Below are 21,637 nucleotides of genomic sequence, written 5' to 3' on the forward strand. Positions count from 1 at the left end.
AATTGACATGGTTCAACTGACCCTGCCCAAAAATTCCCGGATTACGACCGGCAAGACCTGGCCCAAGCCGGATGGCGCGACCAATGTGCGCAAGTTCCAGATCTATCGCTGGAACCCGGATGATGGTCAGAACCCCCGTGTCGATACCTACTTTGTCGATATGGACACGTGCGGGCCGATGGTTTTGGACGCGCTGATCAAGATCAAGAACGAAATCGACCCGACCCTGACATTTCGCCGATCATGCCGTGAAGGCATCTGCGGCTCGTGCGCGATGAATATCGACGGGATCAACACACTGGCCTGTATCTATGGCATGGATGAGATCAAGGGCGACGTGAAAATCTATCCGCTGCCGCATATGCCTGTGGTCAAAGATCTGATCCCTGATCTGACCCATTTTTATGCCCAGCATGCGTCGATCATGCCGTGGCTGGAAACCAAGACCAACCGCCCTGCAAAGGAGTGGAAGCAGTCGATCGAAGACCGGAAAAAGCTGGATGGTCTCTATGAGTGTGTGATGTGCGCCAGCTGCTCGACCTCGTGCCCGAGCTATTGGTGGAATGGCGATCGGTATCTTGGCCCCGCTGCTCTGTTGCACGCATACCGCTGGATCATCGACAGCCGGGATGAGGCCACGGGTGAGCGCCTGGACGAGTTGGAAGATCCGTTCAAGCTTTATCGCTGCCACACCATCATGAATTGCGCCAAGACCTGTCCCAAAGGTCTGAACCCGGCCAAGGCGATTGCCGAGATTAAAAAGATGATGGTCGAACGCGCGGTATAATCACCTGCACCGAATTGCGGCAAACGCATGTCGATCTTGCAAAATAAGGCGATGTAGCCCCGGCTGCATTGTCTTATTTTTTGCTCAGGGAGGAGTGATGAGTTCGAGTCAGGATCACTCCAATGAATGCAAACACATTCAAACAAAAAATCGACGCTAAAGAGGCGCTGAAACTGCTGGAGCAGGCATGGGCCTACTACACGCCGGAACCGGTTAAAGCCGACAAAGAGCCCGAGCTGTTCGAATACGCAAACGCGGCCTGATCCAATACGACAGCCCTTGAAAAACTTCGGTCAATCGGCAAAGCAGAGGAATGCCTGTTCTTCTGCTTTTGTTGGCCGCCGGAGTGTTCGCCTATTTTTTCTGGCGCTCGCGCCATTCCACGCTGACACGGGATTGTCGTTGGCGACAGGACAGACGCCATGGCATCTGGCGGTGTAGCTTTTGTGGAGCGGCAGTCGCTGCGCCGGACCAACCTATGCGCTGTCTTAAGGCAAGTAATGGTTGAGAATAGGGCTTTTCGCGGGCCAGAGAATCCGCCACTCTGCACGCCATGACCGGTTCTGAGAATACTGCCCGCCCCCCAGAAGATGCCGAAGCCCGTCGTTCGGTCGCCCCTGTCATTTGTTATCCGAACGATGCCTTGCCGCGACCAGATTTGCCCTGGATCAGATCTGTACGCCAACGGGCAGTCAAAACCGGCGAAGTCCTGGTTCCTCCGCGTGAGGCGCGCTGTTTCGATGTACCTGCCGGGCATTTCTTTCGCATCACATCGGTTCAAGGCCCGCAGGTTGGCGATTTGAACCTGTGGAACCGCAATGATTTGTCCGAGCGCTTTTATTCCGGAAAAACGCGGGCTCTGCATGGTACGCACCTGACCACCGGAGAGCGGATGTGGTCCAGTTTCCCACATCTGCGCCCGATGGCCACGATCATAGCGGATACACTGGAATGGTACGGGATCGATACCCATGGGGGGTCGGTTCATGACGTGATTGGCACGCGTTGTGATCCATATACGGGCAATTTGCTGTCCGGCACGCAGTATCATCATTGCTGCCATTCCAACCTGACCCGCGCGTTGGCAGATCATCTGAATATCCCGATGGATGAGGCCGAACCCGCGGTGCACGACGTTCTGAACGTCTTCATGTGTACTGGTTTCACTCGGGATACTGGTCAGTATTTCATGAAGGCATCGCCCGTTCGCCCCGGCGACTATCTGGAATTCTTTGCCGAGATCGATCTGCTTGGCAATCTCAGCGCCTGTCCGGGTGGGGATTGCTCGTCCGAGCATTCCTCGGACACCGCCGCGTGTTATCCCTTGTTGGTCGAAACATTTGCCGCGACGGTCACAGACCTGGATGGTTGGGAAAGCCCGGCGCGCAATGGCTATGATCGCACGCACGGGCGTTAGGATCGGCGGGCACCCACCTTACCGCTAGTTGCCCGGGAATGCGGCCTGTAGCGCGATTTCCACCATGTCTCCAAAGCTGCTTTCACGTTCCGAGGATGGCAGAGCTTCTCCCGTCAGAAGGTGATCGGAAACGGTGAGAACTGCCAGAGCACGACATTTGTGGCGCGCTGCCAGGATATAGAGCTCGGCCGCCTCCATTTCGACGCCGAGAATCCCGTGACGCACCATCTGTTCGTTCAGGTCCGGGCGCTCATCATAGAAAACGTCCGAAGAATAAATCCCACCGACATGGGTAGGGGTTCCTTTGGCAGCCGCCACCTTCGCGGCCGCCTGCAACAAGCTCCAATCGGCGCAGGGCGCAAAATTCAGTTCTTTCATGATACCGCGTGACGGCGTACTCAGCGTCGTCGAAGTCATTGCCAGAATGACGTCTCGAATTTTGACACTGTCCTGCATTCCGCCACACGACCCAATTCGGATCAGGGTTTTTGCACCGTAATCGCGAATTAACTCGTTTACGTAAATGGAGAGCGAGGGCATTCCCATGCCGCTACCCTGTATCGTTACAGGATTTCCCTTCCAATTTCCGGTAAACCCAAGCATTCCCCGGACGTTGTTGACCTGTTTCACATCGTCCAAAAACGTCTCGGCTGCCCATTTCGCCCGATAAGGATCTCCGGGTAATAGGACAGTTTCTGCAATTTCGCCTTTTTCAGCGCCGATATGAATTGTCATTGTTTCGCTCCGCCCTGATCAGATTTCTAGATCGGAAATATCGGCGCCCGCCTGCAACGCGTCATGCACCCATTTCGGTTTGCGGCCACGACCTGTCCAGGTTTGTTCCGGATTGCCAGGATTGCGGTATTTTTCTTTTGTTTTCTTTTGCTTGGATGCGCGGGGTGCATCGCCTGAAAGTTCGGACAGCGAATACCCGAATTCTGCGGCAGCTTTTTCTGCGGCTTTCAAAGCCTCACGGCGCTCGCGTTTTTCCGCTCCTACCAAGGCTTTTTCGACATCGTCGCGCAATGCCAAAAGGTCTTTGCGCGACATCTGTTCAAGATTGAACCCCATCATTCATCTCCAAAGGATATATTTTACGGTACACTTGAGCGCGCACCGTAATTCTAGCGAATGGTTTATTCCATCCCAAATATCCAAAGCGAAGAAACGGGGAATTAAGGTTCTAAAACCTCAGTTACTCGGCTGCGAGGTTTTTGGGGTCAACCAGCGTTACAATATCGCTCATGATCGCATTAAGTTCAAAGTTTTTGGGGGTGTAAACCTTGGCTACACCCATGGCTTTCAATTTTGCGGCATCTTCATCCGGAATAATTCCGCCGACAACCACGGGAATGTGAGACAGGCCAGCCTTTTGCAGCCGATCCATTACATCTTCGACCAAAGGCAGATGGCTACCGGACAGGATCGACAACCCGATGACATGTGCGTCATCATCGCGGGCTGAGGTGACAATTTCTTCCGGGGTCAGCCGGATACCCTCATAGCTGATATCCATGCCGCAGTCGCGGGCACGGAACGCGATTTGTTCGGCGCCGTTGGAATGGCCGTCCAACCCCGGTTTTCCAACCAGGAATTTCAGGCGCCGTCCCAGTTTGTCGCTGACGGCATCAACCGCCGCGCGCAGGTCCTCCAACCCTTCGGTCTTGTTCGAGACCGAACCGGAAACGCCGGTCGGGCCACGATAAGTGCCGAAAACCTTGCGCATCTCTTCGGCCCACTCCCCGGTTGTCACACCCGCCTTGGCAGCGGCAATGGACGGCTCCATGACGTTCGCTCCTGTCTGAGCCGCCTGGCGCAACGCGGACAAGGTCGCTGTAACAGCCGCTTCGTCGCGCTCAGCCCGCCACGCGTTCAGGCGGTCGATCTGTTCCTGTTCTACCGCAGGATCAACGACCATGATGCCGCCATCTTCGGTCTGAAGGGGCGAAGCCTCGCCTTCCATCCATTTGTTCACGCCGACGACCACAGTTTCGTTGCGTTCGATCCGGTTCAGACGTTCAGCGTTGGAATCCACAAGGCGGGATTTCATATACTCGATTGATGCAACCGCACCGCCCATCGCATCCAGATTCGCAAGCTCTGCCCGCGCGCCTGCTTTCAATTCTTCGACCTTGCCATCAACGGCAGGGTTGCCATCGAACAGGTCATCGAATTCCAACAGGTCAGTTTCATAGGCCAGAATCTGCTGCATCCGCATGGACCATTGCTGGTCCCAGGGGCGTGGCAGGCCAAGCGCCTCGTTCCAGGCAGGCAACTGCACCGCACGGGCGCGTGCATTCTTCGACAGGGTTACGGCCAGCATCTCGATCAGGATGCGGTAGACATTGTTCTCAGGTTGTTGCTCGGTCAGCCCCAGAGAGTTCACCTGCACACCATAGCGGAAGCGGCGGAACTTTGGGTTCTCGACACCATATCGCTGTTGCAGGATTTCGTCCCAAAGATCGACAAATGCGCGCATTTTGCACATTTCAGTGACAAAGCGGATACCAGCATTCACAAAAAAGGAAATCCGGCCGCAAAGCGCGGGGAAATCCTCGGCAGGTACTCGTGGGCGCAATTCGTCCAGCACGGCGATGGCTGTTGCCAGCGCATAAGCAAGTTCTTGTTCCGGTGTCGCGCCAGCCTCTTGCAAATGATAGGAACACACATTCATCGGGTTCCACTTGGGGACATTGGAATAGCAATACTCGGCCACGTCCGCGATCATCTTCAGCGACGGTTTTGGCGGACAGACATAAGTGCCCCGGCTCAGATACTCCTTGATCAGGTCGTTCTGGACTGTGCCCTGCAACTTGGAAATGTCAGCGCCTTGTTCCTCGGCTGCGGCGATGTAAAGGGCAAGCAACCAAGGGGCGGTCGCGTTGATCGTCATTGACGTGTTCATCTGTTCCAGCGGAATCTGATCGAACAAAACCCGCATATCGCCCAGATGGCAGACGGGCACCCCGACCTTGCCAACTTCGCCACGTGCCAACGTGTGGTCACTGTCATATCCGGTCTGGGTGGGCAGATCGAAGGCTACCGAAAGACCGGTTTGCCCTTTGGCGAGGTTGCCACGATATAGCGCGTTCGAGGCCTTGGCGGTAGAATGACCGGCATAGGTCCGGATGAGCCAGGGGCGATCTTTCTGCATCTGCGTCATGAAGGGGCCTCGCGTTTCGGTGGGCAATAAAATTACGTCTATGGGTTCTAAAGCGCAATTTTCGGGGCAAGTCAATTCGCTGCGTTGCGGCATCCTGCAATTGTTCAGATTGTGAGCAGCTGCGATTGGTGGCAAGGTGCGGCCATGACGCAAACCGTGGAACTTCCGCTTTGGCTTTTTGTGCTGATCGTGGTCTTTGCCATGGTTACTTTCGCTTCGCATTTCCTGTTCCCGTCAGTCCGATGGTTCTTCCGCCGCCGGTTGGAACGTGCCGTGGCGCGTTTGAACCAGCGCTTGCAACGTCCGATCCAACCGTTCAAGCTGGCTCGTCGGCACGACATGATTCAACGGCTGATTTATGATCCACAGGTCGGTAAAGCGGTCCAGCATCACGCCCTTGAAACCGGAATACCCGAAGCCGTCGCGTCCGAGCAGGCACGCCGCTATGCCCGCGAAATCGTGCCGTCCTTTTCCGCCTTCGCCTATTTCAGTTTTGCGATCCGTTTGGCCCGGCTGCTAAGCAACACGTTCTACGAGGTGCGGCTTAGCTACGAAGACGAAGACGCGGTCAGGACCATCGACCCTGATGCAACCGTTGTTTTTGTGATGAACCACAGAAGCAACATGGACTATGTGTTGGTTACATATCTGGCGGCCCCGCACTCTGCTTTATCCTACGCGGTAGGAGAATGGGCTCGGGTTTGGCCGCTCAGCCGGTTGATCCGTGCAATGGGGGCCTACTTTATCCGGCGCAAGTCAGGCAGCGAGCTCTACCGGCAGGTTTTGTCCACCTATGTGCGCCATGCGACCGAAGCCGGTGTGACGCAAGCCATGTTTCCAGAAGGTGGTTTAAGCCTGACAGGAGCGCTCGCCCGCCCAAAGCTTGGATTGCTCAAGTACATAATGGATGGGACGACGTCGCAGGGGCGTGATGTTGTATTCGTTCCCGTCGCTTTGAATTATGACCGTGTGCTTGAAGACACTATTCTTACCCGTGCGGCACTGGGAAAAGAGCGTCGTTTTCGGGCCCGGATCGGTGTCATCGCGCGATGGATTTTCAAGCAGCTCTGGCGGCGAGTGATCGGGCGCTACAAGCGGTTCGGGCTGGCCTCGGTCCGCTACGGAATGCCGATTTCCTTGAAGGAGTTCCGGGCCGAGGGTAGTGACGACATGATGACCGATCTGGCGCGTACGTTGATGCAGCGTATCCAGAACGCGATCCCGTTGGTTCCGGCCCCTGCGGCCTGTTTGCTGATACGTGACAATGGGCCGATGGCGGAACAGGATCTGCGGTCCTCTATTCAGACGATGATGGAACGCGACGGTAAGCAGACCCAAGACAATGCGCCGGCCATATCAAGCGCTTTGGACCAGTTGATTGAACGACGGATTCTCAAGCGGCAGGGAGATATTCTTTCTGCATCTGGGCAACGCGGTGATCTGCTGGAGTATTATTCAGCATCTGTACCGGTTTCCGCGCGCCCCTCAAATTCTGCGCCTGCAAAATAATTTCTGCAACTGCTGGGTCATAAAATTACAATATTGCATCAAAAACGGTTGCAATATTTCGCGATGGCCAATATTTCATCTGATAAAGCGCGCGATTCTGCGTCGCGGCAAAAGTATTGAAAAAGGAGGCCAGCATGGCTTTGGACACCGAAACCGGTATCGCGTCGTATGAGGCACCCGAAAAAGACCTCTATGAAATGGGTGAGATCCCTCCGATGGGATATGTCCCGAAACAAATGTACGCCTGGGCCATCCGAAAGGAACGCCATGGCGAGCCAAACACTGCGATGCAGCAGGAAGTGGTCGATGTACCCACGCTGGACAGCAATGAGGTGCTTGTTCTGGTGATGGCTGCAGGCGTTAATTACAACGGTGTCTGGGCTGCACTGGGCCAGCCGATCAGCCCCTTTGATGGCCATAAGGCACCGTACCATGTCGCGGGTTCTGATGCATCGGGTATCGTCTGGGCCGTTGGTGACAAGGTCAAGCGGTGGAAGGTTGGCGACGAAGTTGTCATCCACTGCAACCAGGACGATGGCGACGACGAAGAATGCAACGGCGGCGACCCAATGTATTCGACCAGCCAGCGGATCTGGGGCTATGAAACACCTGACGGCTCATTCAGCCAGTTCACACGCGTGCAGGCTCAGCAGTTGATGCCGCGCCCCAAGCACCTGACTTGGGAAGAAGCGGCCTGCTACACGCTGACACTCGCGACAGCTTATCGTATGCTGTTTGGTCACGAACCGCATGACCTGAAACCGGGTCAGAACGTTCTGGTCTGGGGTGCCTCGGGCGGTCTGGGATCTTATGCTATCCAGTTGATCAACACAGCCGGGGCAAACGCGATCGGGGTGATCTCGGACGAAAGCAAGCGTGATTTCGTCATGGGTCTGGGCGCAAAGGGGGTTCTGAACCGCCGCGACTTTAATTGCTGGGGTCAACTGCCCACGGTCAATACGCCCGAATACGCCGAGTGGTTCAAAGAGGCCCGCAAATTCGGCAAGGCAATCTGGGACATCACCGGCAAGGGCAACAACGTCGACATGGTGTTCGAGCATCCGGGCGAGAGCACCTTCCCGGTCTCGACTTTCGTGGTGAAAAAAGGCGGCATGGTTGTGATTTGTGCGGGGACGTCCGGGTTCAACTGCACATTCGACGTGCGTTACATGTGGATGCACCAGAAACGCCTGCAGGGTTCGCATTTTGCCCATCTGAAACAGGCGGCGGCGGCGAACAAGCTGATGGTCGAGCGCCGCCTGGATCCCTGTATGTCCGAGGTGTTTGCCTGGAACGACCTACCGGAAGCACATATGAAAATGCTGCGGAATGAACACAAGCCGGGCAACATGTCTGTGCTTGTTCAGGCACCGCGTACCGGATTGCGCACCCTTGAGGAGGTTTTGGACGCAGGCTGATAAAGTTCAGGACCTTAGACAAAAACCACCCGCGAATCGCACTGTCAGTTCGCGGGTGGTTTGCTGTTTGCAGGCCTATTTCATGCTTTCAGATGCTTGCGATTTTTACCCCCGCTATTTTTGGGGAGTAGAAACCGGTGAATAGGTCGAAAAAGTTCATACATGTTATGGTTGTGTTAACGCTTCGTTAACTGTTTCAGAGAGACCCTGATGGCGCAAAATGAGTGGATATTGGACGTACTATCGGACCTCAACGCTTTCGCCGTTGCGAATGGGTTGAGCGCGCTTGCAGAACAGCTTGATGATACAAGGCTGATTGCCGCGGCCGAGATCGCGTCCCTGAAGAACGAGGCACGGGCGCCCGCGGATGGGAACGAAAACCGATTTGGGTCAAATCCTGCAGGATTTGGAAAACACCAGCACGCTTGAAGAGCTCAGCATCGTCGCCGAGTGTCTGCGAGACACTTTGAAGGTTGCACATCTGACATATCACTGGGTTGACGGCGCAGGTGACCAATACGGGTATACGACATACTCAGACGCCTGGGACGAACGATACAGGGAAAAAAACTATCATCGTATCGACCCTGTAATTCTGGGGTGTTTCCAGAGATTTCACCCGGTTGACTGGAAGTCGCTGGACTGGTCCAGCAAGGTGGCCAAATCATTCCTTCAGGATGCCCACGACCATGGGGTCGGCAATCAGGGATACTCGATCCCGATCCGAGGGCCAAACGGTCAGTTCGCTCTTTTTACCGTTAACCACAGCTGCGACGATCAAACCTGGCAGACCTTTATCTCGACCTACGGGCGTGAGTTGATTCTTGTTGCGCACTACATCAACCGCAAAGCGCTGGAGTTTGAAAAGGACAGGCAACCGGATGCCACGCGCGGCCTGTCACCCCGTGAAATCGACGCCATTACCCTTTTGGCACTGGGTTACAGCCGTGCTCAGGTGGCGCATTCCCTGTCGATTTCCGAACACACGCTACGCGTTTACATTGAAAGCGCCCGATCGAAACTCGGAGCCCTTAACACGACCCACGCAATCGCAACGGCACTCAGCCGGGGATTAATAGTGGTTTAAGGGCAGAGCGTACTCAAAACGCAATATTAACCACGACTCTGTACCCCCTTCGTTCCTGCACAGGACGACAAGGGGAAAAGTCATGTTGCGTTATCTATATGCCGATGAGTTACACAGATTTCCGACTCTGGCTGAGGGGATGTTCAAGGATCGCGCAGATCAGTTCAAAACCCGGTTGGGGTGGGATGTCCATGTCAACAAAAAAGGAGAAGAGCGGGATGAGTACGACGACCTCAACCCGCTTTATGTCATCTGGGAAGAACCGGATGGCAGCCATGGCGGGTCGATGCGGGTATTGCCGACAACAGGCCGGGTAATGATCAATGAGGTGTTTGGGCATCTCAACGGCGGCAAGCCGATTTGCAGCCCGCTGATCTGGGAGGTGACCCGGTTCTGCCTGTCCCGCACAGCCAGCCCGCACACTGCCGGGGCCATCATGCTAAGCGGGGGCGAGATGATGGAAGGCTTTGGCCTGACGCATATTGCCGGTGTTTTTGATGCCCGTATGATCCGGATCTATCGTCTGATCGGGTCGTCCCCCGAGGTTCTTGGAACCCAAGGCAAAGGGCGTGACCAGATCTCGGTTGGGTTGTGGCCCTATTCAGCGGATGATTGCAACCGCGTGGCTGAACGGGCAGGCATCCCGCGTGAGCTTTCGCGCATGTGGTTCAAGGCGGCTTTCGGGCGATCCAAACTGCACCGATTTGCCTTGTCTGCCTAAGGACCGGAAAACGCAATTCCGCATCTGGTGATGGTTGGCGCGGCCCTGTAGGGTCGCGCCATGTCTTTGCCCAACGTGACCTTCTCAGATGATCAGGCCGCCGCGTATGACAGCATCGCTGAGATGCTGCGCTCAGCCGGTGTCGACCTGGAGGACGATGCCCTTCTGAAACTGCCGGGGGCAGGGAAGTCTGGCGTGATGGCTGTCATCGGCAAGGCCGGGTCCGGCAAAACGTTGCTACTGGCCGAACTTTACAAAGCGCTGGCGGAGACCGGCGTTCAGGTCGTGTCCGGCGATTACGAAAGCCGGAAATCCAGAGACAAGCGCAGCCTTGCCATTCTGGCCCCCACGAACAAGGCCGCAAGTGTTCTGCGCCTTCGCGGTGTTCCGGCAACTACTATTCACCGCATCCTTTATACGCCGGTTTATGACCCGGAATACGAGCGTATCGCCGAGTGGCTGGCCGGAAATGATGAGCGTCCCGAGATCGAAGGTCTGACAGACGAAGCTTTGGACCGTGCTGCTGCGTTTTATCATAACAACAAATCGATACCCGGAGCGCTGGCCGCAGCCGGATTGCGCGGTTCAGATTTCATTACCGGTTGGAAACGCCGTGAGGAACCGCTGGATATCGGGTTTGTCGATGAGGCGTCGATGCTGGATGATCGTCAGTTCGAGGACCTGAAAGAGATATTCCCGACCCTTCTACTGTTCGGTGATCCCGCACAGCTGGCTCCGGTCAATCAGTCCGGCAGCATGGTGTTTGAAGCCTTGCCCGAACCGCGAAAGCTGACGCTTCAGCGTGTGCATCGGCAGGATGCAGATAACCCGATCCTGGATCTGGCGCACGCTCTTGCCGATCCGTCGATGGGATTTGAAGAATTTGAACGTCTGGTCGAAGACACTGCCCGGCGGGATGACAGGGTCGTTTGGGGGCAGCGGGTCGAAGTTGATCTGATGGCGCGCAGCCCGGTTCTGGTCTGGCGCAACGCCACGCGCATTCGTTTGATACAGGCGTTCAGGCAGGTTCATGGTGCACCGGATACGGAGCTTTTGGAAGGCGAGCCGCTGATCTGCGACGGGATCGAGTTGCCGTTGAAGCACCGCAAGAAGCGGTTGGATCTTGAGGCGCGCGGCCTGATCAAAGGAGCCCAGGTTGTTTATCTTGGTCCCGGTCGCAAACCGGGGTTTTCGCGCTTGCATGTGATGGGGGCCGAAGACCCTCAGGTCAGTGCTGCATCGATTGTCCAGATCGAAAAACCGGATGAGGAAGAGCCCTTCATTCCTTTTGCTGCCCGCATGGGGGCGACGTTTTTGCACGGGGCTGCGGTGACTATACATAAGGCACAAGGATCACAGTGGGACACGGTTCAGGTGTTTGCCCCTGACATTTACGCCGCGGCCCGTATGGGCCGTTCCGAGGCCGGGCAACCTTTGTGGAAGCGTTTGGCTTATGTTGCGATTACCCGCGCACAAGAGCGTTTGATCTGGGTGGTCCGTAACCGGCTGTCGAAACCCACCCACCCGTTGCAGATTGATGATTTGCGCGCGGTCCCCGCAGTTTCACTCACACTGGAGACAGAAGAGACATGGGTTCCATCATCGTAACTGGTGCAAGCTCTGGCATAGGTCGGGCCACCGCCGAGCTTTTTCTGGTGCAGGGCTGGACGGTCGGGCTGCTGGCGCGCAGCGCGGACAAGCTGAATGCCCTCGCGCAGGAATACCCGGCGGCCATAGCATTACCCGCAGATGTGACCGACCCGGACGCCGTCAAACAGGCGTTCCACGCCTTCATGGATCGGACAGGGCGACTTGATGTTCTGTTTAACAACGCTGGTATTTTTGCCCGCGGCGGCACAGTCGACGAAATCGCGCTGGACGATTGGTATCAAACCGTCAACGTCAACCTGAACGGTATGTTTCTATGCGCGCGCGAGGCCTTTGGGATCATGCGTCATCAAAGCCCGCAGGGCGGGCGGATCATCAATAACGGCTCGATTGCTGCGCATGTTCCGCGCCCGAATTCTGTACATTATTCGGCGACCAAACATGCCATTACCGGGCTGACGCGCAGCCTTTCACTGGATGGGCGATCCTTTGGAATTGCATGTGGTCAGATCGATATCGGCAATGCACGCACGCAGATGGTTCAGGATCTGGTGGATGCGGCGCAGGCGGCAGGCCAGACGCCGGACCCAACCATGGCGGTTGAAGATGCCGCGCGTTCCGTTCTGCATATGGCCACCCTGCCGCCCGAGGCGAATGTGCAGTTCATGACGGTCATGGCCACGACCATGCCCTATATCGGCAGGGGGTGAGTGTCAGTTTTCCCGCAACAGTCGGAACGCTGTCGACGCGCCCCAACCCGCGGCAATTGCGATAACCAATGACATCAGCCCGTACCAAACGGGTTGCTGACGGGACATATTGTACAGAAACCGCTCCAACCCGACTTTGCGGACGTCGATTTTGGTTTCGTATTGCGATACAACCTCTCCTCCGCGGGTCAGGAAGATCCGAGCTGAGTAATCCCCTTCGGTCAGGTCCGCAGGCATGTCAATTGACGTCCGGAACAAGGTTTGTTCGTCCACGGCCACAGTGTTCTCGCGGATGGAATACAGCTGTTCAGATTCACGGATACGGATCACGGCATCTGCAAAATCCTGAGCACCACGGATGTGCATCGCCGCTCCGACCGACCGGATCGCGCGTTCGATCGAAATGCGGTGACGCAGGTCTTCGGTATCGGTCAGAATTTGATCCAACGGTTCGCTGGTGGCAACTGCGTAGAAACTTGGTGCCAGGTCGACCAGAACGCTATCGGTGTTTACCCAAATCCCAAGCTTTCGCTCTTTGCGGCGAACCGTTACGGGCTCGGACGGGCCTGCAACCGCTACAATAACCGCGACTGGTGGGCCTGGCGGAATGGGTGATTCCCGTTTGATGGCCCCGAAAATGAGGATCTCAGACCCGTCAAAGTTGGCAGTGATCGCAACACGATCCTGGCTGAGGCCCAGGACGACCTGCTCTTCATCGGCTGCGGCGGGCAGGCAGAACAGGCACAAAGCGGCAAAGACATAGAGCAGCATTCTTAATGCCCCCCGCTGTTGCCAAGCGAATAAAGCTCGGATGGTTCAAGAAGCAAATCAAGGGCCAGCTTGCCGCAGACGACCAGAACCAGCGCCGCCAACAGAACGCGTAGTTGTTCTGCCGGCATGCGCGAACCGATTACGGTTCCGATCTGGGCGCCAATGACGCCCCCGACCAGCAGCAAAACCGCCAGGACAATGTCCACTGTATAGTTGGTGGTCGCGTGCAGCATCGTGGTAAATGCGGTTACGAAGATGATCTGAAACAACGATGTGCCGACAACGACTTTCGTGGGCATTCCCAGCAGGTAAATCATCGCCGGGACCATGATGAAGCCGCCACCGACCCCCATAATCGCGGACAAGACCCCGACGCTTAGACCAACTACAACCGGTGGAATGACCGAGATATAAAGACCTGATGTGCGAAAGCGCATCTTGAAGGGCATCGAATGAACCCAGCCACGTTGGCGGCGCTTGGCTGGAGCTGCCCCGCCTTTCTTGGCTTTGCGCAGCGCCCTCAGGCTTTCGATGAACATCAGGCTGCCAATGATACCAAGGAAGACCACGTAACAAAGGGTTACCAGAAGGTCGACCTGGCCCAGGCTTTTTAGATAGTTAAAGACAACAACGCCCAATGCAGCCCCGACTAGACCGCCTGTCAACAAAACCGTACCCATCTTGAGGTCAACGGTCTTTCGTCGAAAATGGGCCAGCACCCCGGAAAAGGACGATGCAACAATCTGATTGGCCTCTGTCGCAACCGCAACAGCCGGTGGTATGCCAATGAAAAACAGCAGCGGCGTCATGAGAAACCCGCCGCCGACCCCGAACATCCCCGACAGAATTCCAACCATTCCACCCAGACCAAGGAGTAGAAATGCATTTACCGAGACTTCGGCTATGGGCAGGTAAATATGCATGATACCGTCACTTTGCTCTGGGTCTTGGCTTGCCTTCTATCAAACTCGAATTCAAGAGCGGTTATTGTCGCGTGGTACGGGGAAAACAACATCATACCCCTCCAGGCTCTGCCAGAGAAAAGATCTCCAACGGCGGCAATAGAAGGTCAAATCCGATCTTTCCGGCAACGCCCATGACCAGCAACGCCAACAAAATGCGCAGCTGTTCGGCTTTCAGACGTGCACCGATCTGCGTCCCCAATTGCGCGCCCAGAACGCCGCCAAGCAACAAGAACAGGGCAAGCACTATGTCGACGCTGAAATTTGTCGACGCATGTATCATGGTTGTGAAACCGGCGACGAAAATGATCTGGAACAGGGATGTCCCGATAACCACTTTGGTCGGAATGCCAAGAACATAGATCATCGCGGGTACCATGATGAACCCGCCGCCGACACCCATGATCGCCGACAGGATGCCAACACCAAACCCGACCAGTGCAGGTGGTATGACCGAGATGTACAGGCTTGATGCCCGAAACCGCATCTTGAAGGGCAGTGCGTGAACCCATGTACGCTGGCGTCGCTTGGGGGCAGGTTGATACCCGGACTTTCTGGCTTTTCGGATGGCGGCAAGGCTTTCAATGAACATCAGGGTTCCGATGGCCCCCAGAAACACGACATAACAAATCTGTACAGCCAGATCGACCTGTCCGAGATGCTTGAGAAAATTGAAAACCACCATACCCAGGGCCGCGCCAAACAACCCTCCGGTCAGCAGAACGCTTCCCATTTTCAGGTCCACGGTCTTGCGCCTGAGATGGGCCAACAATCCCGAAATGGAGGAAGCGACAACCTGATTGGCTGATGTCGCAACGGCAACTGCCGGGGGAATGCCGATAAAAAACAGCAGCGGAGTGATCAAAAATCCTCCGCCGACACCGAACATGCCAGATAAAACACCGACGACCCCACCGATCCCCAACAGCAGGAATGGGCTGACAGAAACTTCGGCTATGGGAAGGTATACGTGCATACCCTCTTAGAACGGTTGCGGCATGCAAAATCAACTCTGCATGCCGCCTTGCAGCGAACAGGACTGAAACTCCATTCGGAACTGGCCTTATCAGCGCTCTTTGATGTAGGGCTCTCCGCCTGCCCGTGGTGGCACGGCCTTGCCGACAAAACCGGCCAGAATAACAACTGTCAGGATATAGGGCAGGGCGTCCATCACCTGGACCGGAATCACTACGCCACCAAGATCGATGTTTTGGAACCGAAGTGCTACCGCCTGAAGCAGGCCAAACAGCAAACAGGCCCACATGGCGTGCCACGGACGCCATTTGGCAAAGATCAAGGCGGCCAGCGCAATAAAGCCACGACCAGCGGTCATTTCCTTGACGAACCCCGCCTGCAAAGCCGTTGCCAGGTAAGCACCTGCAATACCACAAAGTACACCACAGATCGCGACGGCTGCGAAGCGCAGGCCAACCACGGACACGCCTGCTGTGTCGACCGCTGCCGGGTTTTCACCCACAGCTCGCAGGCGCAGGCCGAACCGTGTGCGGAAGAGCACCCACCATGTCGCTGGGACCATCAGGAATGCGACATAGACAAGGATGGAATGGCCTGAGAGCAGTTCGGAATAGATCGGGCCGACAATCGGAACCCCTCCGAGCGCGTCGGAAAATGGAAAATTGATAGGCTCGAACCGGCCGCCACCAAAGAGCGAGGGCGTGCGACCGCCCTGCTGGAACCAGCTTTGGGCGACAAGCACCGTCAGGCCCGAGGCAAGAAAGTTGATGGCGACACCCGAGATCAGCTGGTTGCCCCGGAAGGTTATCGATGCCAACCCGTGCAGTCCTGACAGCACCAGTGACGATCCGATACCAGCCAGCAGGCCCAGCCAGACTGACCCTGTAACCGCCGCGACAGCCGCAGAAAAGAACGCGGCTACCAGCATCTTACCTTCCAGCCCGATGTCGAAAATGCCAGCCCGTTCCGAATACAGACCGGCCAAACAGGCCAGCAAAAGCGGCGTGGAAAGGCGGATGGTCGAATCCAGAACCTGGATGAGGGTTACAAAGAAGTCCATTACTCTGCCCTCTTCCGCATACCAAGGAACAGTTTCTCAAGCGGCATCCGTACCATGTTGTCCAGTGCCCCAGTGAACAGGATCACCAGCGCCTGAATGACCACGATCAGTTCGCGGGGGATCGATGCCCACAGTGCCAGCTCGGCCCCGCCCTGATACAGGAACCCGAACAAAAGCGCGGCCAGCAATACGCCGAAAGGATGTGATCGCCCCATAAGGGCCACTGCAATCCCGATGAACCCAGCACCCTCGGTCGAGTTCAGGACAAGGCGCTCCGCCTCGCCCATAACGTTGTTGATGGCCATCAGACCTGCCAGCGCACCCGAGATCAGCATCGCAACAATGGTAATGCGAACCGGCGAGATGCCGGCATAGACCGCGCCGGTTTCTGAGTGGCCGTAAGCACGGATTTCATAGCCCAGCCGGGTCCGCCAGATCAGCGCCCAGACGACGACACAGGCCAGCAAAGCGATGAAGAACGTAATGTTTACCGGAGCCCCCCGGAACACCACGTTCTCTGCGGTTGAGAACATTGACTGGAATGTTGGCAGATGGACGGATTCGGGGAACCGTGCGGTTGCCGGGTCCTGCGACCCTTGCGGGCGCATGACATTGACCAGCATGTAGTTCAGAAAGGCAGCGGCAATAAAATTGAACATGATCGTGGTGATCACGATATGGCTGCCGCGCTTGGCCTGAAGATAGGCCGGGATAGCGGCCCAAAACGCGCCGAACAGCATTGATGCGGCGCAGGCCGCAAGCAATGCAATGCTCCAATGCGGCCAGTCGACGTAAAGGCAAACCATGGCCACCCCAAGACCGCCCAGCATCGCCTGACCTTCGCCACCGATGTTGAACAAGCGGGCGTGGAATGCGACGGCGACCGCAAGACCGGTAAACATGAAATTCGTCGCGTAATAGAGCGTATAGCCCCAGCCATAGGTTGACCCCAACGCGCCCGAAACCATCAGCTTAACAGCTTCGACGGGGTTTTCTCCGATGGCGAGGATGACCAGCGCCGACAGGATAGCGGCCAGCATCAGACTGATCAGCGGGATCAGAACGACATCGGCCCATTTAGGCATTTTTTCCATCCTACGCGGCCTCTCCTGCAACACCGGCCATCAGCAGGCCAAGTTCTTTTTCATCTGTTTCATTGGGCAGCCGTTCACCCATGATATGCCCGTCGAACATCACTGCGATCCGGTCGGACAGCGAGAATATCTCTTCCAACTCAACCGAAACCAGCAGGATCGCCTTGCCTTGATCGCGCAGGGCTACGATCTGCTTGTGAATGAATTCGATCGCGCCGATGTCAACGCCGCGCGTCGGCTGGCCGACCAGCAGCAGGTCAGGGTTTCGCTCGATTTCGCGGGCAACGACGATTTTCTGCTGGTTTCCACCCGAAAAGCTCTTGGCTGCAAGCCAAGGATCCGGTGGCCGGACATCGAATTTCTCGATCTTGGCTTCGGTATCAGCACGCAGCGCGGCATTGTCCATGAACAGACCCCGCTGATAAGCGGGGTCCCGGTGATAGCCAAAGGCCACGTTTTCCCACGCGTGGAAATCCATAATCAGGCCTTCACGCTGCCGATCTTCCGGCACATGCGCAATATGCTGTGCACGACGCGCCTGACCGTCTGATCCGGCACCGCTTAGGGCCAGCGGTTCGCCGTTCAGCTTGATCGAGCCTTGTCCCGGACGCATCCCGCCCAGAACCTCCAGCAGTTCCGACTGCCCATTGCCCGCCACACCGGCAATACCGACGATCTCACCGGCACGCACGGTCAGGTCGATACCTTTGACCCGTTCAACACCGGCGGAATCGAAAACGCTCAGCTTTTCGATCTCAAGGATGGGTTTGCCCGGCGTCGCAGGCACCTTGTCGACTTGCAGCAAAACCTTGCGGCCTACCATCAGCTCGGCCAGTTCTTCAGGGCTGGTGTCCAAAGTTTTCACCGTAGCTGTCATCTGCCCACGGCGCATGACCGAAACGGTATCGGTGTTTTCCATGATTTCGCGCAGCTTGTGGGTGATCACGATGATCGTTTTCCCTTCGGCCCGCAGACGATCCAGGATACGGAACAGCTGGTCAGCCTCTGCCGGGGTCAGAACACCAGTCGGTTCATCCAGAATCAGAATCTCGGCCTTGCGATACAACGCCTTCAAAATTTCGACACGCTGCTGCATCCCCACACCGATCTCATCAATGCGTTTGTCGGGGTCAACGAACAGTTCGTATTCTTCTTCCAGTTCTTTCAGCTCTTTACGCGCCTTGGCCAGAGACGGAGCCAGAAGGCCGCCATCTTCAGCACCCAGAACGATGTTTTCCAGAACCGTGAAATTCTCCACCAGCTTGAAATGCTGAAACACCATCCCAATGCCCGAGGCGATAGCCGCCTGGCTGTCAGGGATTTCGGTTCTTGTTCCGTTGATCCAAATTTCACCTTTGTCGGCTTTGTAAAAGCCGTAGAGGATGCTCATCAGCGTGGACTTGCCCGCACCGTTTTCACCGATGATCCCATGGATCGTACCGGGGGCGACGCTGATTGAGATGTCTTTGTTGGCCTGAACCGGCCCAAAGGATTTGGAAATCCCTTTGAGCTCAATGGCGGGGACGGTCATGTCTTACCCTCAACTGCCGAAAAGCCCATCCGGCAGGTGGCACGGATGGCAGAGTGGATGGCAGGGCGGAAGAGTTCCTTCCGCCCCGCGCGGTATCAGAACTGCAGTGCGGGGCAGCTGTCGTTCTCGTAATAGCTGACAACGGTGATATCGCCGTTGATGATGGCTTTACGGGCTTCTTCCACCGCATCGTTCATTTGGGCCGAAACAAGTTCTTTGTTGTTATCGTCCATGGCGACACCAACACCTTCCTCGGCCAGACCCATTGTGAACACGCCGGTTTCTACGGCGTCACCTGCTTTCATCGCGTCATACACCGCGACGTCCACACGCTTCAGCATCGACGTCAGGACCTTGCCCGGATGCAGGTGGTTCTGGTTGCTGTCCACGCCGATCGACAGGATGCCTTCGTCAGCTGCCGTTTGCAGAACGCCTACACCTGTACCACCAGCCGCGGCATAGATCACGTCAGCACCCTGGCTGATCTGTGCTTTTGTAAGTTCCGAACCTTTTACAGGATCGTTCCACGCCGCAGGGGTAGTGCCGGTCATGTTGGCGACAACATTGATGTCCGGGTTCACGGCTTTGGCGCCTTGTGCGTATCCGCAGCCAAAGTGGCGGATCAGCGGAATGTCCATACCGCCGATGAAGCCAACGGTGCCCGATTTCGATGCCATCGCTGCCATCATGCCAACCAGGTACGATCCTTCATGCTCGGCAAAGCCGATCTGGCGGATGTTGGGGATGTCCAGCCAGTTCACGTCGACGGCCACGAATTTGGTTTCAGGATAGTCACCTGCAACGGCCGACAATGGATCAGCCATACCAAAGCCCATGGTGATGATCGGGTTGGCACCTGATTCTGCGAAACGGCGCAGAGCCTGTTCGCGCTGTGCTTCCGACTGGATCTCGATCTCGCGGTATTCGCCGCCGGTCTCATCGGCCCAACGCTGCGCGCCATTATATGCGGCTTCGTTGAAAGATTTGTCGAACTTGCCGCCCAGGTCAAAGATCAGCGCCGGTTCAGCGAAAGCTGCACCTGCGGTCAGAGCGACAGCAGCGGCAGCACCCATCAAGGATTTCATCAGGGTCATTTAAGTCTCCCATTTTTTTGTTGGCACGAAGTCAGATTAGCCCCGTTTACCCACTTTTAGCGAGCATAAGTGTTGTGATGGCGGGAATTAAGGACGTTTGCAACCGTCATGGTCAATTGATTTCTGACCAAATGGTCTAAAAAATCTTTGGTTGCCGTTAGGGCAGTGGGCGTTCCATCACAAGAGCATCGATATTTGGGCCTGTTTTTCTGGAATAATACCCCTTGCGCCGACCGCACTGGCGATACCCGCATTGCCCATAAAGCGCGATTGCTGCAACATTGTCGGCAGCCACGTCCAGAAAAGCGCGGTTTGCCTGCAAAGTGACTGCCCGGTCGTGCCAGTTGCGCATGGTCTGAAACCCGAGACCTTGTCTTTGAAACGCGGGGTGAGTCGCAATCGTCAGCAACTCTGCCTCACCCGCGATCACCTGAAACAGGGCAAAGCAACGGTCATCCCCGACGTAATCAGTTAACCGGTTCTCCAAAAGGCTGGCGAATTCATCGGCAGTCCATGGGCGTGACTGGGTGAACGCCGCTGCATGTGTCGCTGCCATCTCGTAAGGCGTCATTGGTCCAGCAACACAGGCGGCACATCTCGGGACGGGGCCGCGTCCGCAGGTCTGACATATAGCGGGGCTGGAGACGCACTGACGCTGTGCCATCGTCTTGCGGCAAGTCTGGCAACGGCTTGTACCTGCAATGCGGGGTCGGGGCAGACATACAAAGGCCCATGCTGTTCGGCCTCGCCCAAAGGCAACAGGCAAGGGCCGGTTCCGGGAAGTTGTACATACACCTGTTCGCGCGGCGCAGGGATGGCTGGTAGCTGTCCCTCTTCTGCCAGTTCAATCAGAGCATCGAATCCAGAAACGCCCACCGCCGGGACGCCAAGGCCCAAGGCAAGGCCCCGGGCGGCAGAGACCGAGATGCGTATACCCGTGAAATTGCCGGGCCCAATCCCAACACCGATAGCGTCCAGATCGGCCCATACGCAACCAGCCTCGGTCAGCACTTCTTGCAGCAAGGGCATCAATCGTTCGGCTTGACCCCGTGACATGCCTTCGACACGGGATACTGCGATCACACTGCCACGCAACAAAGCGGCCGCGCAATGCGCGGCCGATGTATCAAATGCCAGGATCGTCGGGTCAGACGGCAACTGGGCGAACCTCAGTCACTTCGGGGATGTAATGGCGCAGCAGGTTTTCGATACCCATCTTCAGTGTCAGGGTCGATGACGGGCATCCCGCGCAGGCGCCTTGCATGTGCAGATAGACGACGCCGCGATCAAAACCATGAAAGGTGATGTCGCCACCGTCCTGTGCCACGGCCGGGCGCACGCGGCTGTCCAGCAGGTCTTTGATCTGATTGACGATCTCTGCATCTTCTCCGGTATGTTCGGCATGACCCGAGGCCGCTGCCGCGTCGGCACCCATGACGGGTTGGCCGGATTGATAGTGCTCCATCACTGCGCCAAGAATTGCAGGTTTGATGTGATCCCACTGAACATTGTCGGATTTGGTCACAGTGACAAAATCGTTTCCAAAGAACACACCGGTCACGCCGTTTACGGCAAAGATTCGTTTGGCCAATGGGGACTTGTCACCAGCCTCGGCTGTCGGGAAATCCGCGGTTCCAGCCTCAAGAACCGTTTGGCCGGGCAGAAATTTCAACGTGGCCGGGTTTGGGGTGGATTCGGTCTGGATGAACATGAGGCAGCTCCGTCTGAGG

Annotated in this window: 22 protein-coding genes; 9 read left to right on the plus strand and 13 right to left on the minus strand. The window is 56.4% G+C overall.

Annotated elements, in window-relative coordinates; genetic code table 11:
- The first annotated feature begins 7 nt into the window (after positions 1-7).
- The 3 genes from ACR0EK_RS07335 to ACR0EK_RS07345 all read left to right on the plus strand — a co-directional run bounded on the left by ACR0EK_RS07335 (position 8) and on the right by ACR0EK_RS07345 (position 2,204).
- Positions 8-787: a succinate dehydrogenase iron-sulfur subunit gene (locus tag ACR0EK_RS07335; protein WP_152456842.1), complete on the plus strand. Its 780-nt coding sequence runs from the start codon at positions 8-10 to the stop codon at positions 785-787.
- Positions 788-909: 122 nt separating this feature from the next.
- Positions 910-1,050 (plus strand): hypothetical protein, encoded by a 141-nt coding sequence (locus ACR0EK_RS07340; protein WP_480967703.1) that lies wholly within the window; start codon positions 910-912, stop codon positions 1,048-1,050.
- 290 nt (positions 1,051-1,340) lie between these two features.
- Positions 1,341-2,204: an urea carboxylase-associated family protein gene (locus tag ACR0EK_RS07345; protein ID WP_480585582.1), complete on the plus strand. Its 864-nt coding sequence runs from the start codon at positions 1,341-1,343 to the stop codon at positions 2,202-2,204.
- A 24-nt stretch (positions 2,205-2,228) separates the two neighbouring features.
- Here ACR0EK_RS07345 and deoD read toward each other — a convergent pair whose 3' ends face one another.
- The 3 genes from deoD to ACR0EK_RS07360 form a co-directional block, all read right to left on the minus strand.
- Positions 2,229-2,939 carry a purine-nucleoside phosphorylase gene (deoD, locus tag ACR0EK_RS07350; RefSeq protein WP_480558821.1) on the minus strand — a complete coding sequence of 237 codons (711 nt, stop codon included), beginning with the start codon at positions 2,937-2,939 and terminating at the stop codon, positions 2,229-2,231.
- An 18-nt stretch (positions 2,940-2,957) separates the two neighbouring features.
- Positions 2,958-3,275 (minus strand): H-NS histone family protein, encoded by a 318-nt coding sequence (locus ACR0EK_RS07355; protein ID WP_267363820.1) that lies wholly within the window; start codon positions 3,273-3,275, stop codon positions 2,958-2,960.
- 124 nt (positions 3,276-3,399) lie between these two features.
- Positions 3,400-5,589 carry a methylmalonyl-CoA mutase family protein gene (locus ACR0EK_RS07360; RefSeq protein WP_480483170.1) on the minus strand — a complete coding sequence of 730 codons (2,190 nt, stop codon included), beginning with the start codon at positions 5,587-5,589 and terminating at the stop codon, positions 3,400-3,402.
- Here ACR0EK_RS07360 and ACR0EK_RS07365 point away from each other — a divergent pair.
- The 6 genes from ACR0EK_RS07365 to ACR0EK_RS07390 all read left to right on the plus strand — a co-directional run bounded on the left by ACR0EK_RS07365 (position 5,512) and on the right by ACR0EK_RS07390 (position 12,420).
- Positions 5,512-6,876: a 1-acyl-sn-glycerol-3-phosphate acyltransferase gene (locus ACR0EK_RS07365; protein ID WP_480967704.1), complete on the plus strand. Its 1,365-nt coding sequence runs from the start codon at positions 5,512-5,514 to the stop codon at positions 6,874-6,876. The two genes, ACR0EK_RS07360 and ACR0EK_RS07365, sit on opposite strands and share 78 nt — an antisense overlap.
- 134 nt (positions 6,877-7,010) lie before the next feature.
- A complete protein-coding gene (gene ccrA / locus ACR0EK_RS07370) occupies positions 7,011-8,294 on the plus strand; it encodes a crotonyl-CoA carboxylase/reductase (protein ID WP_480475116.1) in 1,284 nt (427 codons plus the stop codon).
- 367 nt (positions 8,295-8,661) lie between these two features.
- The gene (locus tag ACR0EK_RS07375) at positions 8,662-9,381 is read left to right on the plus strand and encodes a helix-turn-helix transcriptional regulator (RefSeq protein ID WP_209506490.1); all 720 of its coding nucleotides are present in this window, start codon (positions 8,662-8,664) and stop codon (positions 9,379-9,381) included.
- Positions 9,382-9,463: 82 nt separating this feature from the next.
- Positions 9,464-10,102, plus strand: a complete 639-nt coding sequence (locus tag ACR0EK_RS07380) for an acyl-homoserine-lactone synthase (RefSeq protein WP_267363827.1) — start codon at positions 9,464-9,466, stop codon at positions 10,100-10,102.
- A gap of 60 nt (positions 10,103-10,162) precedes the next feature.
- A complete protein-coding gene (locus ACR0EK_RS07385; protein WP_480773319.1) occupies positions 10,163-11,710 on the plus strand; it encodes an ATP-dependent DNA helicase in 1,548 nt (515 codons plus the stop codon).
- Entirely contained in the window at positions 11,692-12,420 is a 729-nt protein-coding gene (locus tag ACR0EK_RS07390) for an SDR family oxidoreductase (protein ID WP_480486666.1), read from the plus strand. Before ACR0EK_RS07385 ends, ACR0EK_RS07390 begins: the two co-directional genes overlap by 19 nt.
- Before the next feature lie 3 nt (positions 12,421-12,423).
- On the opposite strand, the gene ACR0EK_RS07395 is transcribed toward ACR0EK_RS07390, so the two are convergent.
- The 10 genes from ACR0EK_RS07395 to ACR0EK_RS07440 all read right to left on the minus strand — a co-directional run bounded on the left by ACR0EK_RS07395 (position 12,424) and on the right by ACR0EK_RS07440 (position 21,618).
- On the minus strand, positions 12,424-13,191 hold the full coding sequence (locus ACR0EK_RS07395; RefSeq protein WP_480967705.1) for a TIGR02186 family protein: 768 nt from the start codon (positions 13,189-13,191) through the stop codon (positions 12,424-12,426).
- A gap of 2 nt (positions 13,192-13,193) precedes the next feature.
- Positions 13,194-14,114, minus strand: coding sequence for a sulfite exporter TauE/SafE family protein (locus ACR0EK_RS07400; RefSeq protein WP_480475128.1), 921 nt, complete (start codon positions 14,112-14,114; stop codon positions 13,194-13,196).
- Between the two features lie 91 nt (positions 14,115-14,205).
- On the minus strand, positions 14,206-15,129 hold the full coding sequence (locus ACR0EK_RS07405) for a sulfite exporter TauE/SafE family protein (protein WP_480483182.1): 924 nt from the start codon (positions 15,127-15,129) through the stop codon (positions 14,206-14,208).
- Positions 15,130-15,219: 90 nt separating this feature from the next.
- Positions 15,220-16,188 carry an ABC transporter permease gene (locus tag ACR0EK_RS07410; RefSeq protein WP_480558827.1) on the minus strand — a complete coding sequence of 323 codons (969 nt, stop codon included), beginning with the start codon at positions 16,186-16,188 and terminating at the stop codon, positions 15,220-15,222.
- A complete protein-coding gene (locus ACR0EK_RS07415) occupies positions 16,188-17,282 on the minus strand; it encodes an ABC transporter permease (RefSeq protein ID WP_267363837.1) in 1,095 nt (364 codons plus the stop codon). The genes ACR0EK_RS07410 and ACR0EK_RS07415 overlap by 1 nt, the downstream gene beginning before the upstream one ends.
- Before the next feature lies 1 nt (position 17,283).
- Positions 17,284-18,813, minus strand: coding sequence for an ABC transporter ATP-binding protein (locus ACR0EK_RS07420; protein ID WP_480967706.1), 1,530 nt, complete (start codon positions 18,811-18,813; stop codon positions 17,284-17,286).
- Positions 18,814-18,908: 95 nt separating this feature from the next.
- Positions 18,909-19,907, minus strand: coding sequence for a BMP family lipoprotein (locus ACR0EK_RS07425; protein WP_480483186.1), 999 nt, complete (start codon positions 19,905-19,907; stop codon positions 18,909-18,911).
- Between the two features lie 157 nt (positions 19,908-20,064).
- Positions 20,065-20,478, minus strand: a complete 414-nt coding sequence (locus ACR0EK_RS07430; protein WP_480967707.1) for a GNAT family N-acetyltransferase — start codon at positions 20,476-20,478, stop codon at positions 20,065-20,067.
- The gene (tsaB, locus tag ACR0EK_RS07435; RefSeq protein WP_480967708.1) at positions 20,475-21,065 is read right to left on the minus strand and encodes a tRNA (adenosine(37)-N6)-threonylcarbamoyltransferase complex dimerization subunit type 1 TsaB; all 591 of its coding nucleotides are present in this window, start codon (positions 21,063-21,065) and stop codon (positions 20,475-20,477) included. Before tsaB ends, ACR0EK_RS07430 begins: the two co-directional genes overlap by 4 nt.
- Positions 21,055-21,618: a NifU family protein gene (locus ACR0EK_RS07440; protein WP_480967709.1), complete on the minus strand. Its 564-nt coding sequence runs from the start codon at positions 21,616-21,618 to the stop codon at positions 21,055-21,057. The genes tsaB and ACR0EK_RS07440 overlap by 11 nt, the downstream gene beginning before the upstream one ends.
- Positions 21,619-21,637: the final 19 nt, after the last annotated feature.

The sequence above is a fragment of the Ruegeria sp. AE4 genome (genome assembly GCF_056542185.1).

Bases quoted from the DNA above. Each gene is read 5' to 3' on its own strand.
- ACR0EK_RS07335 (WP_152456842.1), top strand. From the start codon at position 8: ATGGTTCAACTGACCCTGCCCAAAAATTCCCGGATTACGACCGGCAAG.
- ACR0EK_RS07340 (WP_480967703.1), top strand. From the start codon at position 910: ATGAATGCAAACACATTCAAACAAAAAATCGACGCTAAAGAGGCGCTG.
- ACR0EK_RS07345 (WP_480585582.1), top strand. From the start codon at position 1,341: ATGACCGGTTCTGAGAATACTGCCCGCCCCCCAGAAGATGCCGAAGCC.
- deoD (WP_480558821.1), bottom strand. From the start codon at position 2,939: ATGACAATTCATATCGGCGCTGAAAAAGGCGAAATTGCAGAAACTGTC.
- ACR0EK_RS07355 (WP_267363820.1), bottom strand. From the start codon at position 3,275: ATGGGGTTCAATCTTGAACAGATGTCGCGCAAAGACCTTTTGGCATTG.
- ACR0EK_RS07365 (WP_480967704.1), top strand. From the start codon at position 5,512: ATGACGCAAACCGTGGAACTTCCGCTTTGGCTTTTTGTGCTGATCGTG.
- ACR0EK_RS07360 (WP_480483170.1), bottom strand. From the start codon at position 5,589: ATGCGAAGCGAAAGTAACCATGGCAAAGACCACGATCAGCACAAAAAG.
- ccrA (WP_480475116.1), top strand. From the start codon at position 7,011: ATGGCTTTGGACACCGAAACCGGTATCGCGTCGTATGAGGCACCCGAA.
- ACR0EK_RS07375 (WP_209506490.1), top strand. From the start codon at position 8,662: ATGGGAACGAAAACCGATTTGGGTCAAATCCTGCAGGATTTGGAAAAC.
- ACR0EK_RS07380 (WP_267363827.1), top strand. From the start codon at position 9,464: ATGTTGCGTTATCTATATGCCGATGAGTTACACAGATTTCCGACTCTG.
- ACR0EK_RS07385 (WP_480773319.1), top strand. From the start codon at position 10,163: ATGTCTTTGCCCAACGTGACCTTCTCAGATGATCAGGCCGCCGCGTAT.
- ACR0EK_RS07390 (WP_480486666.1), top strand. From the start codon at position 11,692: ATGGGTTCCATCATCGTAACTGGTGCAAGCTCTGGCATAGGTCGGGCC.
- ACR0EK_RS07395 (WP_480967705.1), bottom strand. From the start codon at position 13,191: ATGCTGCTCTATGTCTTTGCCGCTTTGTGCCTGTTCTGCCTGCCCGCC.
- ACR0EK_RS07400 (WP_480475128.1), bottom strand. From the start codon at position 14,114: ATGCATATTTACCTGCCCATAGCCGAAGTCTCGGTAAATGCATTTCTA.
- ACR0EK_RS07405 (WP_480483182.1), bottom strand. From the start codon at position 15,129: ATGCACGTATACCTTCCCATAGCCGAAGTTTCTGTCAGCCCATTCCTG.
- ACR0EK_RS07410 (WP_480558827.1), bottom strand. From the start codon at position 16,188: ATGGACTTCTTTGTAACCCTCATCCAGGTTCTGGATTCGACCATCCGC.
- ACR0EK_RS07415 (WP_267363837.1), bottom strand. From the start codon at position 17,282: ATGGAAAAAATGCCTAAATGGGCCGATGTCGTTCTGATCCCGCTGATC.
- ACR0EK_RS07420 (WP_480967706.1), bottom strand. From the start codon at position 18,813: ATGACCGTCCCCGCCATTGAGCTCAAAGGGATTTCCAAATCCTTTGGG.
- ACR0EK_RS07425 (WP_480483186.1), bottom strand. From the start codon at position 19,907: ATGACCCTGATGAAATCCTTGATGGGTGCTGCCGCTGCTGTCGCTCTG.
- ACR0EK_RS07430 (WP_480967707.1), bottom strand. From the start codon at position 20,478: ATGACGCCTTACGAGATGGCAGCGACACATGCAGCGGCGTTCACCCAG.
- ACR0EK_RS07440 (WP_480967709.1), bottom strand. From the start codon at position 21,618: ATGTTCATCCAGACCGAATCCACCCCAAACCCGGCCACGTTGAAATTT.